This window comes from Streptomyces sp. NPDC015345, from assembly GCF_043078805.1.
Classification (GTDB): Bacteria; Actinomycetota; Actinomycetes; order Streptomycetales; family Streptomycetaceae; genus Streptomyces.
On record NZ_JBIBTX010000002.1, the window covers coordinates 850,104 to 875,121 of the forward strand.

At 72.7% G+C, this 25,018-nt stretch carries 26 protein-coding genes; 11 read left to right on the forward strand and 15 right to left on the reverse strand.

What is annotated here, in order from left to right; all coding sequences use genetic code 11:
* Positions 1 to 2: 2 nt before the first annotated feature.
* The 5 genes from ACF062_RS10080 to ACF062_RS10100 all read left to right on the forward strand — a co-directional run bounded on the left by ACF062_RS10080 (position 3) and on the right by ACF062_RS10100 (position 5,145).
* On the forward strand, positions 3 to 1,415 hold the full coding sequence (locus ACF062_RS10080; RefSeq protein WP_392137275.1) for an MBL fold metallo-hydrolase: 1,413 nt from the start codon (positions 3 to 5) through the stop codon (positions 1,413 to 1,415).
* A 3-nt stretch (positions 1,416 to 1,418) separates the two neighbouring features.
* Positions 1,419 to 2,036 (forward strand): zeta toxin family protein, encoded by a 618-nt coding sequence (locus tag ACF062_RS10085; RefSeq protein ID WP_392137276.1) that lies wholly within the window; start codon positions 1,419 to 1,421, stop codon positions 2,034 to 2,036.
* Complete coding sequence (locus ACF062_RS10090) at positions 2,036 to 2,866, forward strand: Stf0 family sulfotransferase (protein WP_392137277.1); 831 nt, start codon at positions 2,036 to 2,038, stop codon at positions 2,864 to 2,866. The genes ACF062_RS10085 and ACF062_RS10090 overlap by 1 nt, the downstream gene beginning before the upstream one ends.
* Positions 2,863 to 3,810, forward strand: coding sequence for an aldo/keto reductase (locus tag ACF062_RS10095; protein ID WP_392137278.1), 948 nt, complete (start codon positions 2,863 to 2,865; stop codon positions 3,808 to 3,810). Before ACF062_RS10090 ends, ACF062_RS10095 begins: the two co-directional genes overlap by 4 nt.
* Before the next feature lie 87 nt (positions 3,811 to 3,897).
* Positions 3,898 to 5,145 (forward strand): MFS transporter, encoded by a 1,248-nt coding sequence (locus tag ACF062_RS10100; protein WP_392137279.1) that lies wholly within the window; start codon positions 3,898 to 3,900, stop codon positions 5,143 to 5,145.
* 123 nt (positions 5,146 to 5,268) lie between these two features.
* Here ACF062_RS10100 and ACF062_RS10105 read toward each other — a convergent pair whose 3' ends face one another.
* From ACF062_RS10105 to ACF062_RS10115, 3 genes are all read right to left on the reverse strand, one after another.
* On the reverse strand, positions 5,269 to 6,144 hold the full coding sequence (locus tag ACF062_RS10105; RefSeq protein ID WP_392137280.1) for a DUF2637 domain-containing protein: 876 nt from the start codon (positions 6,142 to 6,144) through the stop codon (positions 5,269 to 5,271).
* Between the two features lie 461 nt (positions 6,145 to 6,605).
* Positions 6,606 to 7,904, reverse strand: a complete 1,299-nt coding sequence (locus ACF062_RS10110; protein ID WP_392137281.1) for a YhgE/Pip domain-containing protein — start codon at positions 7,902 to 7,904, stop codon at positions 6,606 to 6,608.
* Between the two features lie 192 nt (positions 7,905 to 8,096).
* Complete coding sequence (locus ACF062_RS10115; RefSeq protein ID WP_392137282.1) at positions 8,097 to 8,645, reverse strand: GNAT family N-acetyltransferase; 549 nt, start codon at positions 8,643 to 8,645, stop codon at positions 8,097 to 8,099.
* A gap of 49 nt (positions 8,646 to 8,694) precedes the next feature.
* Here ACF062_RS10115 and ACF062_RS10120 point away from each other — a divergent pair, with 49 nt between their 5' ends.
* Entirely contained in the window at positions 8,695 to 9,303 is a 609-nt protein-coding gene (locus ACF062_RS10120) for a TetR/AcrR family transcriptional regulator (RefSeq protein ID WP_392137283.1), read from the forward strand.
* Positions 9,304 to 9,409: 106 nt separating this feature from the next.
* Positions 9,410 to 10,408 carry a TIGR03842 family LLM class F420-dependent oxidoreductase gene (locus ACF062_RS10125; protein WP_392137284.1) on the forward strand — a complete coding sequence of 333 codons (999 nt, stop codon included), beginning with the start codon at positions 9,410 to 9,412 and terminating at the stop codon, positions 10,406 to 10,408.
* Positions 10,409 to 10,485: 77 nt separating this feature from the next.
* Here ACF062_RS10125 and ACF062_RS10130 read toward each other — a convergent pair whose 3' ends face one another.
* Together ACF062_RS10130 and ACF062_RS10135 are read right to left on the reverse strand one after the other, a co-directional pair.
* Positions 10,486 to 11,067, reverse strand: a complete 582-nt coding sequence (locus tag ACF062_RS10130) for a DUF2867 domain-containing protein (RefSeq protein ID WP_392137285.1) — start codon at positions 11,065 to 11,067, stop codon at positions 10,486 to 10,488.
* Positions 11,064 to 11,708: a TetR/AcrR family transcriptional regulator gene (locus ACF062_RS10135; protein ID WP_392137286.1), complete on the reverse strand. Its 645-nt coding sequence runs from the start codon at positions 11,706 to 11,708 to the stop codon at positions 11,064 to 11,066. The genes ACF062_RS10130 and ACF062_RS10135 overlap by 4 nt, the downstream gene beginning before the upstream one ends.
* Before the next feature lie 93 nt (positions 11,709 to 11,801).
* Here ACF062_RS10135 and ACF062_RS10140 point away from each other — a divergent pair, with 93 nt between their 5' ends.
* Positions 11,802 to 12,470, forward strand: coding sequence for a DUF4232 domain-containing protein (locus tag ACF062_RS10140; RefSeq protein WP_392137287.1), 669 nt, complete (start codon positions 11,802 to 11,804; stop codon positions 12,468 to 12,470).
* A gap of 13 nt (positions 12,471 to 12,483) precedes the next feature.
* Here the strand turns inward: ACF062_RS10140 and ACF062_RS10145 are convergent, their stop codons facing one another.
* Positions 12,484 to 13,548, reverse strand: a complete 1,065-nt coding sequence (locus ACF062_RS10145; RefSeq protein ID WP_392137288.1) for a biotin/lipoate A/B protein ligase family protein — start codon at positions 13,546 to 13,548, stop codon at positions 12,484 to 12,486.
* A gap of 137 nt (positions 13,549 to 13,685) precedes the next feature.
* Between ACF062_RS10145 and ACF062_RS10150 the strand changes: the two genes are divergently transcribed.
* Positions 13,686 to 15,287, forward strand: a complete 1,602-nt coding sequence (locus tag ACF062_RS10150; RefSeq protein ID WP_392137289.1) for an SDR family oxidoreductase — start codon at positions 13,686 to 13,688, stop codon at positions 15,285 to 15,287.
* Positions 15,288 to 15,295: 8 nt separating this feature from the next.
* Positions 15,296 to 16,669 (forward strand): cryptochrome/photolyase family protein, encoded by a 1,374-nt coding sequence (locus tag ACF062_RS10155; protein WP_392137702.1) that lies wholly within the window; start codon positions 15,296 to 15,298, stop codon positions 16,667 to 16,669.
* A 24-nt stretch (positions 16,670 to 16,693) separates the two neighbouring features.
* Here ACF062_RS10155 and ACF062_RS10160 read toward each other — a convergent pair whose 3' ends face one another.
* The 3 genes from ACF062_RS10160 to ACF062_RS10170 form a co-directional block, all read right to left on the reverse strand.
* Positions 16,694 to 17,590 carry a glycosyltransferase family 2 protein gene (locus ACF062_RS10160; RefSeq protein WP_392137290.1) on the reverse strand — a complete coding sequence of 299 codons (897 nt, stop codon included), beginning with the start codon at positions 17,588 to 17,590 and terminating at the stop codon, positions 16,694 to 16,696.
* Positions 17,587 to 18,456, reverse strand: coding sequence for a glycosyltransferase family 2 protein (locus ACF062_RS10165; RefSeq protein ID WP_392137291.1), 870 nt, complete (start codon positions 18,454 to 18,456; stop codon positions 17,587 to 17,589). Before ACF062_RS10165 ends, ACF062_RS10160 begins: the two co-directional genes overlap by 4 nt.
* 123 nt (positions 18,457 to 18,579) lie before the next feature.
* Positions 18,580 to 19,674: a glutamate--cysteine ligase gene (locus tag ACF062_RS10170; RefSeq protein ID WP_392137292.1), complete on the reverse strand. Its 1,095-nt coding sequence runs from the start codon at positions 19,672 to 19,674 to the stop codon at positions 18,580 to 18,582.
* 265 nt (positions 19,675 to 19,939) lie between these two features.
* On the opposite strand from ACF062_RS10170, the gene ACF062_RS10175 reads away from it, so the two are divergent.
* Positions 19,940 to 20,134, forward strand: a complete 195-nt coding sequence (locus tag ACF062_RS10175; protein WP_392137293.1) for a DUF2795 domain-containing protein — start codon at positions 19,940 to 19,942, stop codon at positions 20,132 to 20,134.
* 75 nt (positions 20,135 to 20,209) lie between these two features.
* Here the strand turns inward: ACF062_RS10175 and ACF062_RS10180 are convergent, their stop codons facing one another.
* The 6 genes from ACF062_RS10180 to ACF062_RS10205 form a co-directional block, all read right to left on the reverse strand.
* Positions 20,210 to 21,049 carry an ABC transporter permease gene (locus ACF062_RS10180; RefSeq protein WP_392137294.1) on the reverse strand — a complete coding sequence of 280 codons (840 nt, stop codon included), beginning with the start codon at positions 21,047 to 21,049 and terminating at the stop codon, positions 20,210 to 20,212.
* Positions 21,046 to 22,059: an ABC transporter ATP-binding protein gene (locus ACF062_RS10185; protein WP_392137295.1), complete on the reverse strand. Its 1,014-nt coding sequence runs from the start codon at positions 22,057 to 22,059 to the stop codon at positions 21,046 to 21,048. Before ACF062_RS10185 ends, ACF062_RS10180 begins: the two co-directional genes overlap by 4 nt.
* On the reverse strand, positions 22,056 to 22,496 hold the full coding sequence (locus tag ACF062_RS10190; protein ID WP_392137296.1) for a lasso peptide biosynthesis B2 protein: 441 nt from the start codon (positions 22,494 to 22,496) through the stop codon (positions 22,056 to 22,058). Before ACF062_RS10190 ends, ACF062_RS10185 begins: the two co-directional genes overlap by 4 nt.
* Positions 22,497 to 22,647: 151 nt before the next feature.
* Positions 22,648 to 22,908, reverse strand: coding sequence for a lasso peptide biosynthesis PqqD family chaperone (locus ACF062_RS10195; RefSeq protein ID WP_392137297.1), 261 nt, complete (start codon positions 22,906 to 22,908; stop codon positions 22,648 to 22,650).
* Between the two features lie 16 nt (positions 22,909 to 22,924).
* Positions 22,925 to 24,778: an asparagine synthase-related protein gene (locus ACF062_RS10200; RefSeq protein ID WP_392137298.1), complete on the reverse strand. Its 1,854-nt coding sequence runs from the start codon at positions 24,776 to 24,778 to the stop codon at positions 22,925 to 22,927.
* A gap of 91 nt (positions 24,779 to 24,869) precedes the next feature.
* Entirely contained in the window at positions 24,870 to 25,010 is a 141-nt protein-coding gene (locus tag ACF062_RS10205) for a lasso RiPP family leader peptide-containing protein (RefSeq protein WP_392137299.1), read from the reverse strand.
* Positions 25,011 to 25,018 lie beyond the last annotated feature (8 nt).

The window sequence follows — 25,018 nt, forward strand, 5'->3', positions numbered from 1 at the left end:
AGATGCCGGACGTCATCACGTTTCTCGGGCAGCAGTCATGGCTCGTGGAGGTGGGAGCCACACGGATCCTGGTCGACCCGGTGGTCGAGACATCCTTCGGGCACTCGTCCCAGCTGCGCTTCGAGATCCACCCCGCCCGCCGGATCGACTTGGACCTGATGCCCCGGGTGGACGCCGTGGTCGTCACCAACGAACATCTCGACCATTTCCATCTGCCCTCGCTGCGGCGCCTTCCCGCCGACATACCCGTCGTCACGCACCGGTTGATGCCCAAGGTCTGCACCGATGAACTCGAGGCACTGGGACGGGAGGTGCACCTTCTCGACCATGCCGAACCCCTGAAGATCGGCGGCGCCGAACTGTCGCTGCTGCAGGGCGACCCGGATGTGCCTGTCTGGGAGAGCCGGGTCACCAGCCTCTACGTAAAGCCCGTCGGCGCCGCGGGCGGAGGCGTCTTCATCCAGTCCGACACCGCCGTGAGCCAGGACGTGCCGGCCGACTGCACCCCCGAGGTGTTCATCGCCACGCACAACGCGCAGGTGCCGCCCGCCGGTGAACTGGGTGCCTTCGACAACCTGCTGCCCGTACCCGAGGCGCAGGCGCCGGAGGTCGCCGGACTCGAGCTGCTGTCCTCCCTCCTGAACGACACCGCGGCGCGATTCCCGTCGGTACGCCTGATCGCTCTGAGCGGCGGCGGTTATGTGCAAGCACCGCGCAAGCACGGGGAGTTCCTGTGGAACGACTTCGGAGAGCTGGAGGAGATCGCCAACGCTCTCTCCATCGACACGAAGCTGATCGGGCTGGCCCCCGGTGAATCGGCCGTGTACGACAAGGACCGGACCGGCAAGACAGGCGTGCCGTGGATCACCAGGACCGAACCGACCACCCCCGTCGAGCCGTCGGACAGGCAGGCGCGCGGTGACTTCGACCCGGCCACCCCGATGCCCCCGATCTTCGAGCGCACCGCCGACGAGGCGGATATGCGGCTCATCCATGAGGAACTCGCCGGGCTGGCTCCGTTGATCATGCTCTCCCCGCTGGGCCGGGAGCTGGTCAACACCAACGTCTACCTCGGCCGACAGGCCGGTCCCCTGAGGTTCGCGGTCCATCTGCGCGGAACACCCCAGGGAGACGTCGTCCACGCCCTCAACCTGAACAGCGCTCGGTTCGAGCCCTGGCCCGGGGGGATGCGGGACGCCCTCTTCACGATCCCCAGCGGCATCGACGTCAACAGCGTCGACCTCGTCTCCGTCCTGCGAGGCGAGATCCACATCTGGGAACTCGCCGTGAGCCGGCTGCGCCAGTGGTACGTGGGAGACAGGATGGACAGCCCGGTCGCCTTCCTCTACGGAGCACTGAGCGAACAGGTGCGCCCGGACCTCGCCGCCCGCCTGTACCAGTCCCTGCGGACCTGAACCGTGGCCGTCGTCCTTGCCGGTCCGCCCGGTGCGGGGAAGACCACCGCGGCCACGTCCATCGCCCGCGCCCTGGGCCGGGACGTGGTGCACTTCGACACCGTCCGCGCCCAGACGTACCGGCCGTACGGATACACCACGGCGCGAGCGGACCGGCTCTTCCAGGAAGGCGGCGCGGGCGGGCTGCACCGCTACGAAGCGAGGTTCGAGGCCCGGGCCCTCGCCCAGGGCACCGTGTGCCACGCCGGATCAGTGCTCGACACCGGTGGCGGCGTACTCCAGCAGTACACCGACGCCGACACCCGGCGCGTCCACCAAGCGCTCGCCGCCGCGGAGTTCACCGTGCTCGTCCTGCCCTTCGCCGACGACCCGCAACGGTCCACAGACTGCCTGATCGACCGGGTCAGGGCCCGCGGCGAGGACGACTCCTTCACGGACGAGTGGCTGGACAACGGCGGCAGGCAACTGCTCCACACCCTGGTCCGCGCCGCCCACGCCCACCTGCCGCTGGCCGATCTCATCCTGGACACAGCCCGCCCGGCGCCGACCGTGACCGGCACCGGCAGCAGGCCGGGTTCACCCCTGGCCGACCGGATCACCAACGCGCTGGGAGCTCACTGATGCACTCTTCACCCCGATCCTCCAGCCGCGACTACGTCGTCCTCGCGACGCCGAGATCAGGAAGTACGTACCTGTGCGACGCGCTCGCCGGTGCGGGGGCCGGCGATCCGCAGGAATGGTTCTCCAGGGCGCTGATCCATCACCACGCGGGCGAGTGGGGCATGCGCGGCGCCTGCTCCACGGTGCAGGCCCCCGACCTGCACAGCCCCGCCGAGTATCTCGATGCCGTGGGCGTCGGTGCCCGCGTCGACGGAATCCTCTCGGTCAAGGTGCACTGGCACCAGTACCAATGGGTCCAACAGCGCTTCGGCGCCGACCCGTTGCAGATCTTCGGGGACACCACGCGACCCGCGGCGGTGCGGATCTACCGGAAGGACCTGGTGGGCCAAGCCGTGTCGAGCCTCATCGCCGACACCACCCACGTCTTCTTCCAGCGCAAGGGCGAGGAACCTTCGGTCTCCTTCGAGTACGAGGGGACGGACCGGTCCGAGACGGTGGTGTACGACTTCTACGAGATCCTGCGCCGCGTGATCCGCTTCGCGGAGGACGAGGAACACTGGTCCCGGTTCGTCGCGGACCGCGGTCTGCGGTCGGTGAGTGTCGCCTACGAGTCCCTCGTCGAGGACTTGACGGGCACGGTCAGGGGAGTTCTCGACCACCTCGGCATCGCAGCCCGGAGCGAACCGGCGTCGAGCCTCGCCAAGCAGGCCACCGAGCGCAACCAGGAGTTCTCCGAGCGCTTCCGAGCCGAGCTGCGCGCGTACCGCGTGCCCGACTCGCTGTCCGAGGGCATGGTGCACCGACTGGGGCTGGAAGGAGCGGCGGCGTGATCACGCGTTCCCTTGGTACCTCGGGACCGCTGCTGCCGGAGATCGGGCTCGGCACATGGAACTGGGGCAGGGAGGTGTCCCTGGAAGAGGCCAAGGCCTGCCTGCACACCTACCTGGACGCGGGCGGCTCCCTCCTGGACACCGCCGCCTCCTACAACGCCGGTGCCTCCGAGGAGTTCGTCGGCTCCCTCGTGCGGAAGGGATTGCGGGACCGGCTGGTCATCGCCACGAAAGCCGGCGTCGACCCGCGGACCAAGGAGCTGGACGTGTCCCGGCGCGCGATGCTGCACGCACTGGACGGGTCACTGCGTCGCCTCGGCACCGACCATGTGGATTTGTGGCAGGTCCACGCCTGGTCGGACGCCGTCGACCTCGCCGAGACCCTGTCCGCGTTGGACACCGCGGTCGCGACCGGCCGCGCACGCCACGTCGGCCTGTGCAACTACCCCGGCGAGCAGGTCACGCGCGCGTGGACATGGCAGCGTGAGCACGCCGGTAGCCCCCTGGCCTCCGTCCAGGCCGAGTACTCGCTGCTGCGGCGCGGCGTCGAGCAGGACACGCTCCCCGCCGCCGTCGCCGCCGGAATGGGGTTGTTGGCCTGGTCACCGCTGGCCGGGGGCGCCCTGACGGGCAAGTACGGCGAGGGTGGCACCGTCGGCTCGCGCGCGGACATCCCGTACTACGAGGGGTTCTCCGAACGCTACCTGGAACCACCGGACGACCAGCGCGTGGTGGAAGCCGTCCGGCTCGTCGCCCGGGCCATGGACGTACCGGCCGGTGCGGTCGCCCTGGCCTGGCTGCGTGACCGCCCGGGGGTCGTCTCCGCCCTCGTAGGCGCCCGGAACGCCACCCAGTTGCGCGCCTCGCTCACCGCCTGCTCGGTACACCTGCCCGACGAGCTGGCCCAGGCCCTTGACATGGTCTCTGCGGCCGCGCAGGAGTAGGCGGCCGGCCATGAGGACGGACCGCGCACCCCCAACCTGTACGGCGCATCCCGTACAGCTCACGAAGAGGCTCAGTAAGAGGTGACAGTGTTCTCTGTTCTGCGGACCCCGAAGCTCGGGCGCGTGTGGGCGGGTCAGTTCGTCAGCATGGTCGGTGACGGGGTCTACGCCATCACCGTCTCGCTGTACCTGTTGCCCCGAGCAGACGCCGCGCAGGCGCTGGGCACCCTGCTGGCGGCGACCGCCTTGGGCAGCATCATCACCCTGGTCTTCGGCGGAGCCGTCGCCGACCGGGTCCGCAGATCCCTGGTGATCTGCGCTGCCGACCTCCTGCGGATCTTCGGGGTCGCCGTCCTGCTGCTCGCGGGCCCGGACGCCCCGATCGAGATCCTGGCGGTCCTGGGAGCCGTCTTCGGTTGCGGGGCCGGCATCCACCGCCCCGCGTACACGGCGCTCATCGCCCAACTCGCCGGACGCGACAAGCGCCGTGAGGCATCGGCACTGCGCTCGGCCACCAGCCGCTTCACCGGGATCGTCGGCCCGGTCATCGGGGGGTCCGTCACCGCTGCCTCCTCCCCGCGCTGGGGCCTGCTGATCAACATCCTCACCTTCGTGTTCAGCCTCGCGACCCTTGTGAGACTGGATGAACCGAAGGTGAGCTCCGGCAAGGACGCCGCGGACAGGGCCGGGTTGGTGCGCGAGGCGTTGGACGGCATCAGCTATGTCCGCGGCCAGAAGTGGATGCTCGGCGTCATGGTCCAGGGCACGGCCCAGGCAGCCCTGGTCATCGCCCCGATGGCAGTGGTCGTACCGCTCGTGATGGGTGGCCGCGGGCCGGCCGCGCTCAGCCTCGTCACGAGCGCCACCGCGTGCGGCGCGCTCGCGGCGACCCTCACCGCCTCCCGCATACGCTCCCGGCGGCCCGGCACCGTCGCCATGCTCGCGCTGCTGTGTGAGCTGCCACAGATCGTCGCCGTGGCGGTGGACGCGCCGACCGCGTGGGTGGTCGCCTTCAGCGCGCTGGCCGGTGCGGGAGCGTCGGTCTTCGCGGTCCTTTGGGGCGCGGCGCTGCAGGAACGGACCCCGGACCACATGCTCGGCCGGGTCTACGCCCTGGACGCGCTGCTCACCCAGGCCCTCATGCCGCTCTGCGTGGCGGCGGCGGGCTTCCTGCTGGGTGTGCTCTCCGCGGCGGTGATGGCCGCCTTCGCCGCCTGCGCCCTGCTCCTGACCGTTGTCGCCGTCCTGCCCGTGCCAGGAGTCGCGATGCTCGGCACCACCACCCCGGACGAGGAGCCGGACAGGACGCCGCACGACCAGAGGTCGGCGCGTTGATGATCCTCGGCGGCGAACAGGCGGTTACCGCCACGTGCGTCCTCGGCAACCAGGTCTACGGGCGGTGGGGGGGGGGGGGGGGGGGCGGCCCCCCCCCCCCCCCCCCCCCCCCACCGCTCCCGTTCACTGCTCCCCGCGTCCCGCGGGGCGCGGCCGGGGGACTCCTGCCTTCTGGGAGGCGCCGGCCGTCGTCTTGGCGGCTGCTTCATCGGCGGGGAGCGGCACGCGGGTCTGGGGGAGGCGATGGCGGGGGGCGACGCGCTTGGGGGGCCGGGTGAGGGTGACCTGCCGGACCAGTTGCTGGAAACAGGCCAGGGAGGCGAGGCTGGGCAGGACGGCGACGGTGATGTCGATGACGTCTCTGGGGGCCTGGGCGATGCACAGGAGCATCGTGATCAGGGAGAAGAGGACGGCTACGCACCAGGAGTGGACGGCGCGGCGTTGATGCAGAGCGGCTCGTAGGACGGACAGGGACGCCACCAGCCAGGGTCCGAAGACGAGGGCGGGCCACCAGGTGACCGAGCTGTTCTCCGTGTGGCCGATCGCGATGATCCTCAGCGGGTCATAGGCGACCGCCGTGCTGAAGAGACTCACCGCCGACGCCGTGAGAGCCACGAGTGCGGTGATGGCGTAGCTCGCGGTCCGGACCAGGTGCAGGCGCTGCTGTTCACGGGTCTTGCGGTGGCTCTGCGGGCTCTTCCTCAGCGGCGGCAACTCGGTCGTGATGTCGTGAAGGGCTCGGAGCGGGGAGCCGGCGGGGGCGTCGGCAGCCGCGACCTCTTCGCCTGCGGGAAAGGCAGGGACGGTCTGGTCCGTGATCGCGTCCTGGAGCAGGTACGCCAGTTCCTCGGCCGGGTCCCAGCTCGGATCAGGCGGTTCCGTCAGGGGCGAGTAAGGGCCCTCGGGGAGGCCGTACTGCCCTTGGTGTTCATGGAGGTACCCGGGCGGCGCATGGCCGCCTGAGTATTCCGGATGGTAGTAGAGAGGATCATTCTGCATGTTTAATCAGATCATTCCGACATTGCCACATCGGGCCTGGTGACGGAATCGCGCCATCGTTGGGCAAGGCCTGACTCCAGCGCATTCATATGGTCCAAGAAGTCCATCAGGAGAGATTCTGTCGAAGGTGGGACAGGGACCGCGCTTCGGTTTAGTGTGTCGCCGACGACCGGCGCCGCCGAGGTGACGCCGGCCGGGTGGGGGCCGACCTTGACCTTCCTGCGCACGGCCAGAGGGGGCTGGTAGTGGGGCGCGCGGGAGCTGTGATCGGGAAGTTCCTTCGTCATATTCGAGATAACGCGCGCCCATTCGTTGCGGATACGTGGCATTCGGGTGACGGAATTCCCCAAGTGGGGGACTTCTGAACTGTATAAGTGTTTGTGCGAAGAATCAGGCGAACGGCGGGCCGGAAATCGATGATCATTCCGGGCCGTCGAGGCGGCCGCACCGCGGCCGCGCCCTCAGCTCGGCTGGGGCACCATGCGGTGCAGGCCCTTGCGGTCGTAGTACCGGGTCATGAGAAAGCCGAAGGCGAGCGCCGCCGCCGCGCCGACCGCGATCATGATCCAGCCGCGGGTGAGCCCGGCGTCCGCCCGGGCGTCGAAGTACAGGATCGCCCTGACCCCCGAGACGAGTTGACGCATCGGCTCGAAGACGCCCAGGAAGCGGTAGAACCCCGGCACGGCCTCCAGCGGGATGGTGGCGCCGGAGGACGGCAGGGCCAGCGCGATGAAGACGAACATCGACACGATCTGGCCGATGCTCCCGAACGCCGCGTTGATCGCCTGTACGCCGAGTCCCACGCTCAGGCAGGAGCAGTACGAGAACAGCGCCAGCGTGGGCAGGTGGGACGCGTCCATGCCCAGAATGGTGATGCAGGCGAGCATCGTCAGCGCGGTGACCGGCACCGCCAGCACCGCGGTCATGGCCATTTTGAGCAGCAAGGTCTGTGTACGGCTGATCGGGACGGTGGGCCGGCGCGAATGCCAGGGGCCGATCTCCGCGTCGGCGTAACCGAGGGCGGTGTCGACGGCGTTGTGGATGATGTTGCCGCCCAGGAAGCCCGCCAGTACGAGCAGCAGCGTGTAGTAGAAGGCGCTGAGCCCCATTCCGCTGTGCCGCCCGATGGGGTGGCCGGGCTCCGTGCGCACGGCGACGGGGTCGGCGGCCAGCAGACGGGTGGCGGAGTCCGCGTCGGCGATCTCCGGCGAGGCCATGAGCTGCTTGCCGATGCCCGTCGACGCCTTCTGGGCCGCCTGCTGGCTGATCCGGGTGGCCATCGACGAGCCGAGGCTGCCCAACCCCGGGTTGCTGAGCACGGTCAGGGTCGGCCGAGTGGCGCGGGGGCCGGTCAGCGACCCCACCGTGGCGGTGAAGTCGGCGGGGATCACCAGGGCGCCGTAGATCTTGCCGGAGGCGAGTTGGTCCTTGGCGGCCTCGATGCCGAGGCGGCGCCACCGTACGTCTTCGGCCGGAGTGGATGAGATGACCTGGGCGCTGACCTGCGCGCCCAGGTTCTGCCGCGCTCCGGGCAGAGGCTTGCCGGCGTCCTGGTCCACGAGCGCGATCGGCAGCCGGTGGAGACTGCTCTCCGGGGTGAGGACGCCGCCCATGTACAGCAGGGAGAGGATCAGGGCGACGAGTCCGCTGAGCACACCCGGTGCGACCCACAGCTTTCCGTGCCGCAGCAGGGACCCGGCGCTCACCGCGGACCGGGCGCTCACCGCGGCCCCGGAGGGCCGCGCGCGATCGGAAGCCATGGCGCTCCATGAGGTGATGAGTGCGGGTCTGCCCCGAGTACCGGCGAACGAACGCTGGCGAGCGTAGGCGCCGCCCCGGCCCGGGACCGCCCGCGACACCGGCCTGCTGCTCGTGCCTGCCCGAATGGACCACGCGCGTCCTTCGGTACCGGGGTTCGCCGGACGGCGAGAGGGCGGCAAGTCCCGCACCCTTCACGCCCCGGCGCGCCACTCCCCGGCGAGGACCGCCCAGTTCTGCTTGTCGTAGCGGGTGCCGCCGTAGGGCCAGGCCTCGCGCTGTACTCCTTCGAGGGTCATGCCGAGCCGCTCGGCGACCGCGGAGCTGCGGGCGTTGTCGGCCCGGCAGCGCCACTCGGCGCGGTGCACGCCCCGGGTGGTGAACGCCCAGTCCAGCAGGGTGCGGCACGCCGTGGTGATCAGACCGCGGCCCTCGGCGGCCGGTTCCAGCCAGCAGCCGACCTCGCACGTGCCCGCCGCGGCGTCGAAGGCCACGAACATGACGCCGCCGACCAGCGTGCCGTCGAGCCAGATGCCGTAGAGGCGCGCGCCGTCCGCGGCCTGCCGCTCCGCGTACCGGCGCAGGGTGGCCCGGGCGCCGTCGACGTCGTCGGTGACGAACCCGGAACCCACCCATGGCCGGATGTGCTCCCGCGCCCGGTCGAGATGGGCGGCGAACTCCTCGGCGTGCCACGTCTCCAGGGGGCGCAGGTCGGCGCCGTCCCGCAGCGGGAGGGAGAACATGAGGACTCCATTCACACAACAAGCGTTACGGGTTATGTACCGTGGCAGCATGCCACGTACCAAGGGAGATCACGAAGCGCGCCGCCGGGACGTCTCCGAGGCCGTCTGGCGGGTGCTGGCCGCGCACGGCTTCGGCGGGCTGACCATGCGCGCCGTCGCCGCCGAACTCGGGGCGAGCACCGGCCTCCTGACGCACTACTTCCGCACCAAACGCGACCTGGTCGCGCACGCCCTCGACCTCCTGGAGCAGCGCACCGACGCCCGCCCAAGGCGCGCCGCCGGGCAGGGCCTGGCCGCCGTACGGGCCGCGCTCCTGGACATCCTGCCGCTCACCGACGAGGCCACCGACAGCAACCGCATCTGGGTCTCCTCCTGGGACACCGCGCTCGCCGACCCCGAACTCCGCGCCGACCACGCCCGCAGGTACGCGCGCGGCCGTGACAGGCTGCGCGACCTGATCGCGCGGGCCCAGCGGCTCGGCGAAGTCGCCCCCGGCGACCCGGAACGCCTCGCCGCCGGTGCCCAGGCCTTCGTGCTCGGTCTGGTGGTCCAGGCGCTGCTCGACGCCCCGGCGTTCCCCGTGTCCCGCCAGGTCCGGCTCGTCGACGACCACCTCGCCGCGCTGGCCGCGGGAGGCGGCGTCGCCTGCGGCGGCTGACGCGGCGAGGTGCTCTTGCCAAGGGCCGGTGGCAAGTCCAGGATTGTCCCTTCTCGGATCACCTCCGAGGCCTCATCCGGCACGTGGTGGACCAGGAGGTCCCGCTGTGGATTTCGGACTTGTGCTCCAGACCGATCCGCCCGCCTCGGCGGTCGTCGGACTCATGCGGCGGGCGGAGCGGAGCGGCTTCCGCTATGGCTGGACCTTCGACTCCGCCGTCCTGTGGCAGGAGCCGTTCGTCGTCTACAGCCGCATCCTCGAACACACCACGCGGCTGACGGTGGGCCCCATGGTCACCAACCCGGGCACCAGGACCTGGGAGGTCACCGCCTCCACCTTCGCCACGCTCAACGACATGTACGGCAACCGCACGGTCTGCGGCATCGGCCGCGGCGACTCGGCGATGCGCGTCGCGGGCCGCAAGCCGAACACCCTGGCCCGGCTCGGCGAGGCCATCGACGTCATCCGGGACCTCGCCGAGGGGCGCGAGGCCGACGTCGACGGGCAGCGGCTGCGGCTGCCGTGGGTGCGGGACGGGAAGCTGCCGGTGTGGATGGCGGCGTACGGCCCGAAGGCGCTCGCGCTCGCCGGGCGGAAGGCGGACGGGTTCATCCTGCAACTCGCCGACCCCTACCTGACCGAGTACATGGTGAAGGCCGTGCGGGACGCGGCGACCGCCGCGGGGCGCAGGGCGTCCGACGTGAAGATCTGCGTCGCCGCGCCCGCGTACGTCGGCGACGACCTCGCGCACGCCCGCGAGCAGTGCCGCTGGTTCGGCGGCATGGTCGGCAACCACGTCGCCGATCTCGTCGCACGGTACGGCGAGGACTCGTCGGCGGTGCCGCGGGCCCTCACCTCGTACATCAAGGCCCGGCAGGGCTACGACTACAGCCACCACGGGCGGTCCGGGAACCCTGACGCGGCGTTCGTGCCGGACGAGATCGTCGACCGCTTCTGCCTCCTCGGCCCCGTCGAGGCCCACCTCCAACGACTGCGGGAGCTACGGGAGTTGGGCGTCGACCAGTTCGCCGTGTACGCGATGCACGACGCCCGGGAGGACGTCATCGACGCGTACGGCGCGTCGGTCATCCCGGAGTTCTCCTGACACCGGACCCGAGGGAGCTCAGGCCGTGGAAGGCCGCCGCCTCCGTGTCGGCGGACAGGACCCCGTGGACGGGCGGGCTACCGGCCGTGCGCCCGCCACGTCTCGCCGATCTCCCGCATCAGCGCCGGGTACACGAACAGGTGCCGGAACGGGGCGATGGCTGCCATATAGGCCTTCCCGAAGAGCCCGTTCGGCCTCACCAGGACGGCCATCTGGCCCCGGTAACCGCCGGCGCCGTCCGCGACCCAGCTCAGGTGCATGACCCCGTGCACGGTGCGGTTGCCCATTTCCGACGCCCATTCGTCGTCCGTCAGGAAGACCGACCTGAACGGCAGCTTCGTGAACTCCGGCCCGGCCGGGCCCTCGCGCAGGTCCGCCGGGAGCCGGTCGCGCAGCGTCGGCACGCGCGAGCCGACACCGGCGGCCGGGTCGTCCCAGCCGAGCAGCTTCCCGAGCTTCCAGCGGATCGCGAAGAGGGCGCGGGACACCCGGGAGGGGCTGTCCGATGTGTCACCCCCGACGGTGTCCCGCACCAGCAGCGGGAAGTCGTCGGGCCCGCCGGGCGTCGGCAGCGCCCACACGTCGTAGAGGCGGAAGTCGGAGGTGATCTCGTGAACGCGCCAGGGTCGTGACGTGTGGGCGGCGTTGGGGAGCTTCATGCGTCTTCCTCCGTCTGGTCGGTCAAGGGGTACGAACGGGGGTCGATTCCGAGGACGCCCGCGACGGCGCGGACGGCGAGCGGCGCGTCGTGGGGTTCCTGGCCGGCCAGAGCGATCACCGTGCCGTCGAGCGCGCCGACGAAGGCAAGGGCGAGGGTGCGCGTCGGCGGTCCCTGCGGGATCGCGCCCGCCTCCCGCGCGACGCCGATGAGGTTCTCGCAGCGCGTGACGAGGAGTTCGTAGGACCGTTCGATCTCGTGCCCCACGGGATGGTCCTGACCGCTGAACTCCAGCCGGAGCGCGGTCGCCACCCGCGCGCCGTTGCGCCGGCAGTACACGGCGTGGCCGCGCGCCAGGGCGAGCAGGGCCGCGACGGGCTGCCGTTCCCGCTCGATGAGCGGCTCGATCTCCCGCGTCCAGGTCTCGCCGATCCACTGGATCACGGCGAGGGTCAGATCCTGCTTGTCCTTGAACTGGTGGTAGAGCGCGCCGCGCGTGTATCCCGCCTCGCGCGCCACCTGTTCGAGTACGAGGTTTCCGTAGCCGTAGCGGGACAGGCCCCGCGCGGCCGATTCCAGGAGCGCACCGCGGGTGCGGGCGCGCCGCTCCGCCTGGCTGACTCGCTCGATACCTACATGCATGTATGTATGTTACTGCGGGAGGCCGCCGCCCCGCTCGCGGTCTGAAGTGAGCGTCCAGGAAGGGACGTTGTGAGGCCGTGGCATGATCCCTGCGTGACCGCCATACCGAGACAGCCCCTCAGGTACGCCGTCGCCCTCTCGGCGATCGCCCTCCTCGTGTCCGGATGCGGGCTCGGCGCGGAGATCGACCGTGAGGTGAACCCCGAGCGCGAACCGACGCCCGGGGCGACGCGGCCCGCGCCGAGCGGTACGGCCACGCCCTCCGACCTCTCGCTCGGCCCCGAGCCGACCGTCGGCCCCTCGACCCCGACCGCACCGCCCTGCCCGAAGTCGGGCGTGACCATGTCCCCGGGCATGGTGACCGCCGCGATGGGGCTGCGCGCGATGTCGGTCAGGGCGATCAACTGCGGCAAGGGCGTCCGCGAGCTCAACGGCTACCCCGACATCCGCGTCCGCGGCCTGGACCGGCAGCTCTTCGACGTGACGGTGCTCAAGGGCACGGAACCGATCACCAGCATGGAGAACCCGGAGCCGAGCCGCATCAGGCTGAAGCCGGGGCAGTCCGCCTACACCTCACTGGTCTGGCGGTACTCGGCCGTGGACGCCTCCACCAAGCGGGGCAGCGGCGTGTACGTCGAGATCGGCACCGCCAAGGGGGCGCCGCGCGAGACCATCGAGCCGGACGGCGGCCTCGACATCGGCGAGACCGGCATGCTCGGCACGACCGCCTGGCAGCGGAGCCCCGAGGACGACGGGCGCTGAGGCTCCGTACGGCTCAGGGCACGCGGGCCGTCCACTCGGCGGTGCCGAACTTGGTGCGTACGAGCTCCTGGGCGCGGGCCAGTTCCTCGTCGGTGACCTTGCCCCGGGCGAGGCCGTAGCGGGCGCGGAAGGAGTCGATCATGCGGTCGATGACGGTCTCGCGCGGCAGGCCGGTCTGGCGGCGCAGCGGATCCACCCGCTTCTTGGCGCTCTTGGTGCCCTTGTCGGAGAGCTTCTCCTTGCCGATGCGGAGCACTTCGAGCATCTTGTCGGCGTCGATGTCGTAGGACATCGTCACGTGGTGCAGCACCGCGCCCGCGCCGCCGCCGGGCCCCACCAGGCGCTTCTGCGCGGCGCCCGCGATCTTCCCCGCCTCCGTCGCGATGTCGTTGAGCGGCTGGTACCACGCCTTGATGCCCATGTCGGCGAGCGCGCCGAGGACCCAGTCGTCGAGGTAGGCGTAGCTGTCCTGGAAGGAGAGCCCCTGCACGAGCGCGTCGGGCACCGAGAGGGAGTACGTGATGGTGTTGCCCGGCTCCACGAACATCGCGCCGCCACCGGAGACGCGGCGCACGACATCGATCCCGTGCCGGGCCGCGCCCTCCTGGTCCACCTCGTTGGCCAGGGACTGGAAGCTGCCGATGATCACTGAAGGGGCGCCCCACTCCCAAACCCGCAGCGTGGGCGGCCGGCGGCCCGCCGCGACCTCCTGCGTCAGCACCTCGTCCAAGGCCATGTGCAGCGCGGGCGGCTGCGGCCCCTCGTGGACGAGCTGCCAGTCGTAGTCGGTCCAGTCCGTGGCGTGCGCGAGGGCGCGGCGTACGGCGATCCCCACGCCCTCCGCCGTCAGGCCGTACATGACCGTGCCCTCGGGCAGCGCCGCCTCGATACGGGCCGCTAGGCCCGCGGCGTCGGTATCGGCGGGGGCGCCGTCCAGGGCGCCGTTGATCGCGTCGAGGGCCTCGTCCGGTTCGAGGAAGAAGTCGCCGGCCACGCGGGTGTGCCGCAGCTCGCCGTCCTCGACGTCCAGATCCACCACGACGAGCTTGCCGCCGGGGACCTTGTACTCACCGTGCACCGTGCTGCCTCCAGCCCGAGGGACGCGTCGCCCCCCGGCTCGTTGTTCCGAATCGTCCCCAACGCTAGCCGAGTGCCGGAATGTCCGGTCGGGCGGAAGATGGGGGAAGACGTGAGGGCGAGCGCATGGAGGAAGCGATGAGCGGGCACGCGGCACCGGGCGGCGGCGAGCGGGGGCCGCGCGTCCTGGTGACGGGAGCGACGGGCTACATCGGCGGCCGGCTCGTCCCCGAACTCCTCGCCGCCGGATACCGCGTACGCTGCCTGGCCCGCACCCCGCAAAAGCTCCGCGACCACCCCTGGGCGCCCCGCACCGAGGTGGTACGAGGTGACGTCACCGACGCCGCCTCGATGGCCGGAGCGCTGCGCGGCGTCGACGTCGCCTACTACCTGGTGCACGCACTCGGCACCGGCAACGGCTTCGAGGACACCGACAGGAAGGCGGCCGAGACCTTCGCGGAACAGGCCCGCGCCGCCGGGGTACGACGCGTCGTGTACCTCGGCGGCCTCACTCCGTCGGGCGTGCCGCCCCGCGAACTCTCACCGCACCTGCGCTCCAGGGCGGAGGTCGGGGAGATCTTCCTGCGCGCGGCGGTACCCGCCACCGTGCTGCGCGCGGCCGTCGTCATCGGCTCCGGTTCCGCCTCCTTCGAGATGCTCCGCCACCTCACCGAACGGCTGCCGGTCATGGTCACGCCGAGCTGGGTCGGCACCCGCATCCAGCCCATCGCCGTACGCGACGTGCTGCGCTACCTCGTCGGCAGCGCGGGCATGCCGCCCGACGTCAACCGCGCCTTCGACATCGGCGGCCCCGACGTCGTCACGTACGAGCAGATGATGCGGCGGTACGCGGTGGTCGCCGCCCTGCCGCGCCGCCTCATCGTGCGCGTGCCCATGCTGAGTCCCGGCCTCTCCAGCCTCTGGATCGGCCTCGTCACCCCGGTGCCCCGCGGCCTCGCCCGGCCCCTCGCGGAGTCCCTGCGGCACGAAGTGGTCTGCGACGAGCACGACATCGCGCGGTACGTGCCCGATCCGCCCGGCACCCCGATCCCCTTCGACGAGGCGCTCGCGCTCGCCCTCCAGCGGGTCAAGGAGGCGCAGGTCGCCACCCGCTGGTCGTCGGCGGCGCTGCCCGGCGCGCCGAGCGACCCCCTGCCGACCGACCCCGACTGGGCGGGCGGCAGCCTCTACACCGACCACCGCCAGATCGTCGTCGACGCCTCGCCCGAGGCCCTGTGGCGGATCATCGAGGGCGTCGGCGGGGAGAACGGCTGGTACTCCTTCCCGCTGGCCTGGGCCGTGCGGGGCTGGCTCGACCGGGCGCTCGGCGGCGTGGGGCTGCGCCGGGGCCGCCGGGACGCGGCACGGCTGCGGGTCGGGGACTCACTCGACTTCTGGCGGGTCGAGGAGATCGAACCGGGGCGGTTGCTGCGGCTGCGGGCGGAGATGCGGCTGCCCGGCCTCGCCTGGCTGGAGATGCGGGCCGAGCGTGACCCCGAGGGCCGCACCCGCTACCGCCAGCGCGCGCTCTTCCACCCGCACGGGCTGCTCGGCCACGCGTACTGGTGGAGCGTCTCGCCGTTCCACGCCGTCGTCTTCGGCGGCATGGCCCGCAACATCGCCCGGGCCGCGTCCAGAGAGGCGGCCGGGGAGGAGCCGTCCGTGCCCCGACACAGCCCCGGCCCCGGCACCGGCTTCACGCCGGGACCGGGCCCGGGAACCACAGGAGCGGCGCGGTGACCGCCCCGATGAACAGCTCGGTCGTCCTGTTCACCTCCGACCTGCGGGTGCACGACCATCCGCCGCTGCGCGCCGCACTCGCCGGGGCGGAAACCGTGGTGCCGCTCTTCGTCCTCGACCGGGCCATCGAGGACATCGGTTTCGCCGGGCCCAACCGCAGAGCGTTCCTCGCCGACTGCCTGACCGGCCTCGACCGACGGCTGCGCGACCGCGGCGGGCGCCTGGTGGTGCGCGGCGGCGACCTCGTCGAACAGGTGCGCGCCGTCATGGCGGAGACGGGCGCAGTCGACCTCCACATGGCGGCCGGCGTCAGCCGGTACGCGCACGACCGCGAGCGGCGGCTGCGCGAGGCACTGGCGGCGGACGGCCGCCGCCTGCACGTCCACGACGCCGTGATCACCGTGCTCCCGCCCGGCGCGGTGACCCCCGCGGGCTCCGACCACTTCGCCGTCTTCACCCCGTACTTCCGCCGCTGGTCCGGGCAGGGCCCGCGGGCCGTCCTCGGCGCCCCGCGCACCGTGCGCGCCCCCGACCACGTCACCTCGCACCCCCTCCCCGCGCGCGAGGACCTCACCGGCCTCTCGCCGGGGCTCCCGCGCGGCGGTGAGAGCGAGGGCCGGGCGCGGTGGAACGCGTGGCTGCGTGACGGCATCGACCGGTACGGAGAACGCCACGACGCCCTCGCGGACGACGCCACCTCGAAGCTCTCGCCCCATCTGCACTTCGGCACCCTGTCCCCGGTGGAACTCGTCCACCGCGCCCGCGCCCGGTCGACCCCCGGCGCCGAGGACTTCGTACGGCAGCTGTGCTGGCGCGACTTCCACCACCAGGTGCTCGCGGCCAGACCACGGGCGGCGACGGCCGACTACCGCACGCGCGGCGACCACTGGCGCTCGGCGAGATCGGCGGCGCGGGACATCCGGGCATGGCAGGAAGGGCGTACGGGCTATCCGATCGTCGACGCGGCCATGCGCCAACTCCTGCACGAGGGCTGGATGCACAACCGCGGAAGGCTGCTGACCGCGAGCTTCCTGACGAAGACGCTGTACGTCGACTGGCGGGTCGGCGCCCGCCACTTCCAGCGACTGCTGGTCGACGGGGACCTCGCCAACAACCAGCTCAACTGGCAGTGGATGGCCGGGACCGGTACGGACAGCCGCCCCAACCGCGTGCTCAACCCGGTGCTCCAGGGCAAGCGCTACGACCCCGACGGCGCCTATGTACGCCGCTGGTTGCCGGAGCTGCGCGAGGTGCGCGGCGCCGCGGTCCACGAGCCGTGGAAGCTGCCGGCCGAGGAGAGGGCCCGCCACGACTATCCCGGCCCGCTGCTCGAACTGGCCGAAGGGCTCGGTCGGTTCAGGCGGGCTCGGGGGCTGGACTGACCCTCGGCGGCTGCCGGGAACGCCTCAGCCCACGTAACGGCGGGCGGACGAATGCCGCTGCGCCTCCTCCAGGGCCCGCAGCCGCGCCTCCGCCGCCCGGGGCAGTACACGGCGCTCGCGTACCACCCACGGCAGGGCGGTCGCGGCCTCGGCGAAGGCGCGCACGGACACGAGGTCACGCGGGACCGTGCGGACCAGGTGCACGGTCCGGCGCAGGGCGGGCCGTACCGGGCGCCGCAGCCAGGTGAACCACAGGGTGTTGCGTATGCCGTGGCCCCGGCGGAGCGCCGAGTCCCGTACGCGGGAGGGGTGGTGATGGATCGTCAGATGATCGGCGTACACCAGCCACCAGCCGGCCGCCGCCAGGTCCGCGGCGAGCAACTCCTCCTCGCCGCCGAGCCACAGCCGGGGGTTGAAGCCGCCCGCGGCCCGGAAGGCGTCGGCGCGCAGCACGGTCGCCGCGGCCAGGAAGGAGCCGAGGGCGGGGCCGGGCAGCCAGTCGGGGCCCGGCACGGGGGAGTCGCGCAGCTCTTCGGTGATCGGGTCCTCGGTGCCTCCCGGCTCGACCAGGATGCGGGCCGTGACGGTGGCGAGCGCGGGGTGGCGGTCGAGGAGGTCGGCGGCGCCGGCCAGTGAGCCGGGCGCCCACCAGGAGTCGTCGTCGCAGAAGGCCACGTAGGGCGTACGTACTTCGCGGACCGCGAGGTTGCGGCCGACGGCGCCGAGATTGCGGCCGGGGCGCAGCAGCCGCACCGAGGGGTGGTGGCGGTCGACGGCGTCCGCCGTGCCGTCGGTGGAGGCGTTGTCGACGACGATCACCTCGGGCTCTTCGGGCAGCTCGGCCAGCCGGTCGAGGGTGCGCAGCAGCTCGGGGCGGCGGTTGTGGGTGATGACGACGACGGTGGTGCGGGGGTCGGTCACGGCTGTGCTCCGTCCAGCGTGCGGGCGGCTCGTTCGAGGTGCGGGGGGAGGGGGCGGCGGGCGCGCAGGGCGGCCGGCAGCCGCGCGAGGGTCTGGCGCAGGGCCTGGCGGGCGGCCGGGTCGCGGCGGGCGTCCGCGGCCAGCCGGCGGGTGTGGGCCAGGGCGTGGGGCAGGGGGCGGCGCAGCCAGAGGGTGAGGAGTTCGTTGCGGAGCATCCTGGCCGGGCGGCCGTCGCGCGGGGCCGGGTCCGGGTGGTGGTGGGCGACGACGTCCGGGCAGTGGGTGACGCCCCAGCCGTGTGCGGCGAGGTCGTAGGCGAGGAGGGTCTCCTCGCCGCCGAAGAAGAGCAGGGGGTGGAAGCCGCCCGCCTCCAGGTAGGCGCTGCGGCGGACGACGGAGGCGCAGGCGAGGAAGCCGAGGATCTGGGTGCCCGGCAGGTCGTTCGCCGGACCGAGCGGGGAGGTGGCGAGGACGTCGTTGAGCGGGTCGGGGTTCTCGGCGGGGCCGACCAGGGTGCGGGCGGAGATCAGGCCGAGGCGGGGGTGGGCGTCCATCAGCTTGGCCGCGTGTTCCAGTGCGCCGGGCGCCCACCAGGAGTCGTCATCGCTGAAGGCCACGTACGGGGTGCGCAGGGCACGCGCGCCGTCGGTGCGGGCAAGGGCGCCTCGGTTGTGCGGCAGGGCCACCACTCTGACCTGGGGGAAGTCGCGGGCGAGCCGGGCGCGTGTGTCGTCGGTCGAGGCGTTGTCGACGACCAGGACCTCCGGGCGTTCGGGCAGGTCGAGCAGGTGCCGCAGGGTGCGGACGAGGCTCTCCGCGCGGTTGCGGGTGGCGATCACGACGCCGGTGTCGGGTGTCTGGTTCATGAGGTGTGGGGCCGGGTTCTGGGGATGTGCATGGCGATCGCTGCTCCAGCTCGGACGACGTACGAGATCACTCCGGTCCCGCTGGTCCCGCGCGACGCGCTGCCTCAAACCCCTGGGACGGCATCAGGGCGCGACCGTCTCACCGGTGATCAGGTCCACGAGTGCGGGCAGGCCGCCTTCGGTCAGTGCGCGGCGCTGACGGTCCGCCGAGGTTCCCTCCTGGAGCAGCCGGTGCATCAGCGACGTCACCTCGCGGGTGTCCCCCGCCTCGTCCAGGGCCGGCGTGAGGTGGTCGAGCAGCATGCACAGCACGTCACCGGCCCGTCGCGGCTGCCCGGCCGGATCGATGAGGGTGCCGCTCAGGCCGTGCCGGGCGGCGTGCCAGTTCGCCGCCTGCAGCAGCTCCGGCGTGCACTCCGGGAGCGGCGCGCCCGCCTTCTCGTCGCGTATGGCGGTGGCGACCAGCGCCCGGACGATCCCGGCGAACATGACCGCCGAGTCGGCGCGCAGCTGCACGTCCGCGCAGCGCACCTCGACCGTGGAGTACCGGTCGGAGAGACGGGCCTGCCAGTACAGCTGGCCGGTGTCCCTGATGATGCCGCTGCCCAGCAGGGAGCGGATCCGGCTCTCGTGGTCGGCGAGCGAGGCGAAGCGGGGCGGCGGGCCGCTGACCGGCCAGCGGCCGAAGATCACGGTGCGCCAGCTCGCGAAGCCGGTGTCGTGGCCGTCCCACAGGGGGGAGTTCGCGGACATGGCCACCAGCGCCGGCAGCCAGATGCGGATGCGGTTCAGGATGGCGACGCCGGTCTCCTGGTCCGGTACGGCCGCGTGCACGTGCATGCCGTTGACGAGCTGCTCGGCGACGAGCTGCGGGGCCTGGGAGCGCATCGCCAGATAGCGCGCCTTGCGGGTCACGGGCACGGGAGCCGCCGTCCGGTAGGGCGCCGTCGCGCAGGCGGCGATCCGGCAGCCGTTGCGCTCCGCCGCCGCGCCGAGCGCGTGCCGCAGCCGCAGCAGATGGCCGCCGACCTCATCCAGGTCGGTGCAGATCGGCGTGGCGACCTCCACCTGCGCCTGCAACAGCTCCGACTGGACCTCGCCGTCCTCGGTGATGGGCCCCAGTCCGGCCGCCGCCCGCACCTGGTCCCCGAGCGGTACCGGCAGGCAGGTGTCCGGATCGAGCAGCAAGTACTCTTCCTCGACCCCAATAGTGATCATGTCGTATCGGATACCCCCGGAAGTAAGGGGTAAATCGGGCATCGTGGTGAACGGTTCTGAACGGTCAGGTCTCTCCTCGCCGTTCGGGTGACGGCCGGTCGTCCGTGCCGGCCCGGAGGCCTCGGCTCCGGAGGGCTCCGGAGGTGCGCCGCCGCGTCGCCGACATGCGGGCCCTCGCGCGTTGTGCGCACGATGCGTCTGTCGGCGGGCCGGGCACCACGGGCCCGCGGGCGAAGCACACGCTCACGACGGCAAGGAGACCGCCATGGCTGACATCAGCCCGATCGACCTGCAGAAGGCACTCAAAGGCGCCCAGTACCCCGCGAGCCGCGACGATCTCGTCGAGCTGGCCAGGGGCAACAGCGCGGACGGCTCTCTCGTCGACAAGCTGTCGGGTGCCCCGACGGACCGCTTCGACGGCCCCGACGACGTCCAGAAGGCGGTCTTCGGCAACCAGTAGGGCGATGTCCGGCCGGTGCGCTTCTCCGGCCGCCCCTGACGCGGCACCGCTCGCGCCTCTGGGATCACCGCCCTGTCACACGCCGGCCCGCGCGCGGCCGAACCGGTGGGCGGCCCAGAGCAGGGCGGTGACCGCGGTCAGCAGGAGGAGGGCCGCCTCCAGGGTCGGCGGCGGCTGCCAGCCGCCCCAGCGGATGCCGCCTGCGGCGGTCGGATCCGCGGTGCGGCGCAGGATGTCGGTGGCGTACGCGAGCGGGTTGAAGGCGGCCGTGACGGTCACCCAGGACGGGAGCGCGGACAGCGGGACGAGCGCGCCCGATCCGAAGAGGAGAGGGGCACTGGTCAGCCCCAGGAACGTACTGAAGGTCTCGGGCCGCCGGGTGTGCACCGCCTGGAGGAGGGCGAGCGCGGTGAGGGCGAAGGCGGCCAGGGCCAGGCCCGCGAGGAGCCCGGCGAGCATCAGCGGCCGGTAGGGGAGCCCGCCGAACGGCGCCAGGGCGAGCAGGACGGCGCCCTGTGCCGTGGCGGTGGCGCAGCCGCCGAGGCAGACCCCGCACAGCAGAGTGGACCGCCGGGCAGGGGTGACGAGTACGTCGCGGAGGGTGCCGCTGTGCCGGTCGGTGATCTGGCGGATGCCCACGCTGACGGCCGGCGCCTGGATGGCCATCAGCAGGATGCCGGGATAGAGGAAGGCGCGGTACTGGCCGCCGACGGCCGTGCCGGGAACGAGCGCGGACAGGCCACCGCCGAAGGCGAGGAGGAACAGCAGAGGCTGCAGGAGGAGCAGCACGGTGTTGGTGGGGTTGGCGACCAGGCGTAGCCAGTCACGCAGGACGAGTCCACGCACGGCACGCAACTCCCGCCGCAGGCCCCTTTCCCCGGCCTCCTGCGCCGGGCTGGTCGGCGTCGTCGTCATGGTGTGCCGCTCCGCCGGGTGTAGGGGCGGCCGGTGTGGTGGAAGAAGACGTCGTCCAGGCTCGGCACGGTGGCGGTGGCCGTGTGGGCGGGGACGCCGTGCGCCGCGAGCGCGGCGCACAGCCGGGGCAGCCACCGCGCGCTGTCGGCCACCGGCACGGTGATCTCGTCACCGCCGTCGAGGACGGTGCAGCCGTGGCCGGTCCGCAGGAGGGCGGCGGCCCGCCGGTTGTCGCCGGTACGCAGCCGTACCGTTTCCTGTCCGAGGGCCGACCTGAGGTCGGCGGGAGCGCCCTGGGCGACGATGCGGCCGCGGTCGATGATGGCGAGCCGGTCGCAGTATTCGGCCTCCTCCAAGTAGTGCGTGGTGACGAAGACGGTGATGTGTCCGTCCTCGCGCAGACCGTGCAGCTGCTGCCACAGGCGTGCGCGGGCCGGCGGGTCGAGCCCGGCGGTCGGTTCGTCCAGGAAGAGCACGCGAGGCTCGTGCAGCAGGGCGCGCGCGATGTCCAGGCGGCGGCGCGTGCCGCCGGAGAGCGTGCGTACCCGCTCGTGACGGTGCTCGGCGAGTCCGGCGGCGCCGAGGACGCGGTCGATGCGGGCCCGGGCACGGGAGCGCGACAGTCCGTGCAGGCACGCGTGCAGCTTCAGGCTCTGTACGCAGGTCAGGTCCGGCTCCAGGGCACTGTGCTGGAAGAGGACGCCGACGCGGCGGCGTACCAGTCGCGGCTGGGTGCGTACGTTCGCCCCGGCGACCCACGCCTCGCCCGCGCTCGGCGGGTTCAGCGTGCACAGCATGGACACGGTGGTGGACTTGCCCGCGCCGTTGGGGCCGAGGAAGGCGAACATCTCACCGCTCCGGACGCTCAGGTCCACCCCGCGTACGGCGTCCTGACCGCCGGGGTATGCCTTGGCGAGCCCTCGGGCGTACACCGCGTACGTGTGCGTCGGGGGTGCCTGGCGCTGTCCGGCGGGGGCGGTGTGCGCGGCGGTGCTCGCGGGCCCGTTCATGAGCGGTTCCCGCTGGGTGGCAGGGGCGGGACGGTCATGACGGGCGTGTAGCCGCGTTCGTGCGCCGGTTCGCCCACGGGCTCGGATCCGACGGCGACCCAGGCGTGGGCGCGGAAGGGGTCGTCGCGCACGCCGGTGCACCAGGTGGGCCAGACCCCCCACGCCCGGCACAACAGGGTGGTCGCCAGGGAGCGCCGCAGGCAGCCGCGGCCGGCGGCGCAGCGCGGACTGACGGCGACCACCGCCTGCCGGGCCGCGGCGACCTGCTGCCGGGTGGCGGGGGCGGCCCCCCGGCGCAGGAGGTGCAGGACCGCCCGGACGCGGCGCGGCCGGGCTCGGGCGAGCGGGCCCGCGAGGGCCGCGGCCGGCAGGGCGAGGAGGCGGTGGGGGAGGGGGATGGTGGCCGGGTGCGGTCCGGTGGGGTGGGTGGAGGTCATGAGGGTGGCTCCGTGCGGGTGTGTGGCGGGTGGGCAGCCGTGCCGGGGGTGGGCAAGGTGGTGGCCGGTCGGTCAGCTGTGCCGGAGGTGGGCAAGGTGGTGGGCCGGGTGGTCAGCCGTGCCGGGGGTGGGCAAGGTGGTGGCCGGTCGGTCAGCCGCGCAGGAGTCCTGCTCGGCGTAGGGCCTCGACGAGACGTGCGACGTCCTCGCCGACTCTGCCGCCGGCCTGCGGATGGCGTTCCGCCAGGGCCGCCGCGGCGTCCTCGGGGGTGCCGCCCCGCAACAGCAGGCGCAGGACCAACGCGCCCGTGGGGTTCAGCTGCCGGTACTTCCCGGTGCGCTCGTCCAGCAGCACCATCGCGCCGCCGTCGGTGTCGACCGCGGTCACGTGGGCGTGCAGCGATACGGACATCGGCGTACTCCTTCCCTCACGGTGCCGGCAGGACCGGCGGGTACGGCGCCGAGGCCGGGCGGTCGCCCTCCAGGGAACGCAGCCACACCTCGCAGCCCATCGTGTACGGCAGCGGGTCCAGCGCGTCCGCGTCGGCGTGGAAGCGCACGGCGCCACGCAGGCGCTCGGCGTCGATCAGCCCGGCGCGGGCCAGCAGGGAGTCCTCGGCCAGGCCGAGCAACTGCCCGCGGTGGCGGCGCAACGCCTGGTAGAAGTCGGCGTCGTACATCCCCTTGGACGGGCGCCGCAGGATGTGCGCGGGCACGATGCCGGTCAGGGCGGCGCCCAGCAGGGGTTTGAACGCGCCGGGCCGTACGGCCTCCAGCGGCCGGACCGACAGGGCGGCGGTGACGACCGCGTCGTCGGTGTACGGCAGCGCGACGCGGGGACCGGCCAGCGTCTGGTTCATCACGCGGACCGTGTTGCCGCCCTCACGGACCTGCTGCAGCGTGCAGTGCACGGACCGCTGCGATGCGAGCGGTTCGGGATCGTCGGCCGCCGCGCTCCGCAACGCCTCTCTCATCAGGGCCACCGCCTCGGCGGTGGCCCAGCACGGCGCACGCGGCTCGGGCTGCCACCCGAGCATGCCGTCGAACCCGGACGGCGGTGCGAGATCCACGTGTTCCGCGGCGTCCAGCAGCCACCGTCGGTAGGAGGTGCGCCGCAGGACGCCCCGCGCCACCGAGAGGCGGCCGGCGCGCCACTGATGGCGTTGGTGGCGCAACCGGCCCCACACCCGCCACGGCTGGGTGCCGGCCAGGTCCTGGAGGCAGGAGGGAAACGGGGTGAACAGCTCGTCACCGCCCCCGCCGCCCAGATGCAGCCGGGAACCGTGCGCGGCGACCCGCCGCAGCAGGTCCGCCTGCTTGGCGAAGTCCCGCACCCAGGCGCAGGGTTCCTCACTGGCGAGCCGCAGCCCGCCCACGCCGGTGAACCACTCGGGCGATTCCTCCCCGGTCAGGTGCAGATGGGTGGCCGAGGGCAGCGCCTCGCGGCCCCGCTCGGCCCACAGAGCGTCGTCGTTGCGCGGGTCACGCCCCTCCCAGTGCACGGTGACCAGGTGCTCGGCCTCCCGCGCGGCCAGGAAACACAGACTCGTCGAATCCAGCCCCCCGGAGAGGTCCGCGCTGACCGTGCCGCCGCCGGCCGTACAGGTGCCGACGGCCTCCACCAACGCCTGCCGGACCGCGGCGGCGGCCTCCCTCAGTGACAGGTGCGGTTCGGGCGGACGCCACCAGCGGGCCGTGGCCCCCCGGCGCCCGTCGCGCTCCCACACCAGCGCCTCCTGCGCGGGCACCGCGCGCACGTCCCGCCAGACGGTCCGGTCGGCCAGGACCGTGGACGTCACCGGCGGTGACATCAGCCGCAGGGCCAGCGTCTCCAGGTCGGGCCCCGCCCCCGAGAGGCCGGCCAGCACATCGGCGCGGCCGGCCGCCACCGGTACGCCGTCGACGCGGGTGGTGAAGAGGCGGCAGGCGGTCGAAGCCGTGCCGCGCGCCCACACCCGTCCGCCCACCGACGCCAGCACGTGAAAGCTGCCGGCCAGGCCCGCCACCGCCCCTTCCGCATCCAAGGGCCCGCGCACCCGCTCGGTCCGCCGCCGCAGCTCCGGCGCCCGCGCGGAACTGCGGCCCAGCACGACGACCCGCGCCTCGCCCGCCCGCGCCGACACCTCCTGGCGGGCATCCCAGCGGCCCACCAGCCAGGGCCGTCCCGAGGCGTGCGGCACGCGGCGCAGCCCCTGCCGGTACAACCGCCCGGCCACCGCGGCCGCGGCCTCCGTGTCCGGGAGCATCACCCACCAGTCCTCCACCGCGCTTCTTCTCCTCACGGGAATCCCTCCGGGAATCGGGCGGGGCCGCCGGCACCCGGCGGGCGTGCGTGGACGCGGGCACACGCTCACCGGGCTCACGGCGCCGGGCTCAGCCGCCGTGGGGGTAGCGCCAGTACGGCGGCAGACCACCGTCATGGGCCTGGCCGAACGGCCATCCGAGGGTGACCTCGTCGAAGTCACCGGCCTCGGTCAGCATCGGCGCCTCGTAGAGCTCCTCATGGTTCTCCATGGCTTTCA

Excerpts from the sequence above, each read along its gene's own strand:
- ACF062_RS10080 (WP_392137275.1), top strand. The coding sequence starts at position 3 with ATGCCGGACGTCATCACGTTTCTCGGGCAGCAGTCATGGCTCGTGGAG.
- ACF062_RS10090 (WP_392137277.1), top strand. The coding sequence starts at position 2,036 with ATGCACTCTTCACCCCGATCCTCCAGCCGCGACTACGTCGTCCTCGCG.
- ACF062_RS10105 (WP_392137280.1), bottom strand. The coding sequence starts at position 6,144 with ATGCAGAATGATCCTCTCTACTACCATCCGGAATACTCAGGCGGCCAT.
- ACF062_RS10110 (WP_392137281.1), bottom strand. The coding sequence starts at position 7,904 with ATGGCTTCCGATCGCGCGCGGCCCTCCGGGGCCGCGGTGAGCGCCCGG.
- ACF062_RS10115 (WP_392137282.1), bottom strand. The coding sequence starts at position 8,645 with ATGTTCTCCCTCCCGCTGCGGGACGGCGCCGACCTGCGCCCCCTGGAG.
- ACF062_RS10120 (WP_392137283.1), top strand. The coding sequence starts at position 8,695 with ATGCCACGTACCAAGGGAGATCACGAAGCGCGCCGCCGGGACGTCTCC.
- ACF062_RS10130 (WP_392137285.1), bottom strand. The coding sequence starts at position 11,067 with ATGAAGCTCCCCAACGCCGCCCACACGTCACGACCCTGGCGCGTTCAC.
- ACF062_RS10135 (WP_392137286.1), bottom strand. The coding sequence starts at position 11,708 with ATGCATGTAGGTATCGAGCGAGTCAGCCAGGCGGAGCGGCGCGCCCGC.
- ACF062_RS10150 (WP_392137289.1), top strand. The coding sequence starts at position 13,686 with ATGAGCGGGCACGCGGCACCGGGCGGCGGCGAGCGGGGGCCGCGCGTC.
- ACF062_RS10155 (WP_392137702.1), top strand. The coding sequence starts at position 15,296 with ATGAACAGCTCGGTCGTCCTGTTCACCTCCGACCTGCGGGTGCACGAC.
- ACF062_RS10165 (WP_392137291.1), bottom strand. The coding sequence starts at position 18,456 with ATGAACCAGACACCCGACACCGGCGTCGTGATCGCCACCCGCAACCGC.
- ACF062_RS10170 (WP_392137292.1), bottom strand. The coding sequence starts at position 19,674 with ATGATCACTATTGGGGTCGAGGAAGAGTACTTGCTGCTCGATCCGGAC.
- ACF062_RS10175 (WP_392137293.1), top strand. The coding sequence starts at position 19,940 with ATGGCTGACATCAGCCCGATCGACCTGCAGAAGGCACTCAAAGGCGCC.
- ACF062_RS10180 (WP_392137294.1), bottom strand. The coding sequence starts at position 21,049 with ATGACGACGACGCCGACCAGCCCGGCGCAGGAGGCCGGGGAAAGGGGC.
- ACF062_RS10185 (WP_392137295.1), bottom strand. The coding sequence starts at position 22,059 with ATGAACGGGCCCGCGAGCACCGCCGCGCACACCGCCCCCGCCGGACAG.
- ACF062_RS10190 (WP_392137296.1), bottom strand. The coding sequence starts at position 22,496 with ATGACCTCCACCCACCCCACCGGACCGCACCCGGCCACCATCCCCCTC.
- ACF062_RS10195 (WP_392137297.1), bottom strand. The coding sequence starts at position 22,908 with ATGTCCGTATCGCTGCACGCCCACGTGACCGCGGTCGACACCGACGGC.
- ACF062_RS10205 (WP_392137299.1), bottom strand. The coding sequence starts at position 25,010 with ATGGAGAACCATGAGGAGCTCTACGAGGCGCCGATGCTGACCGAGGCC.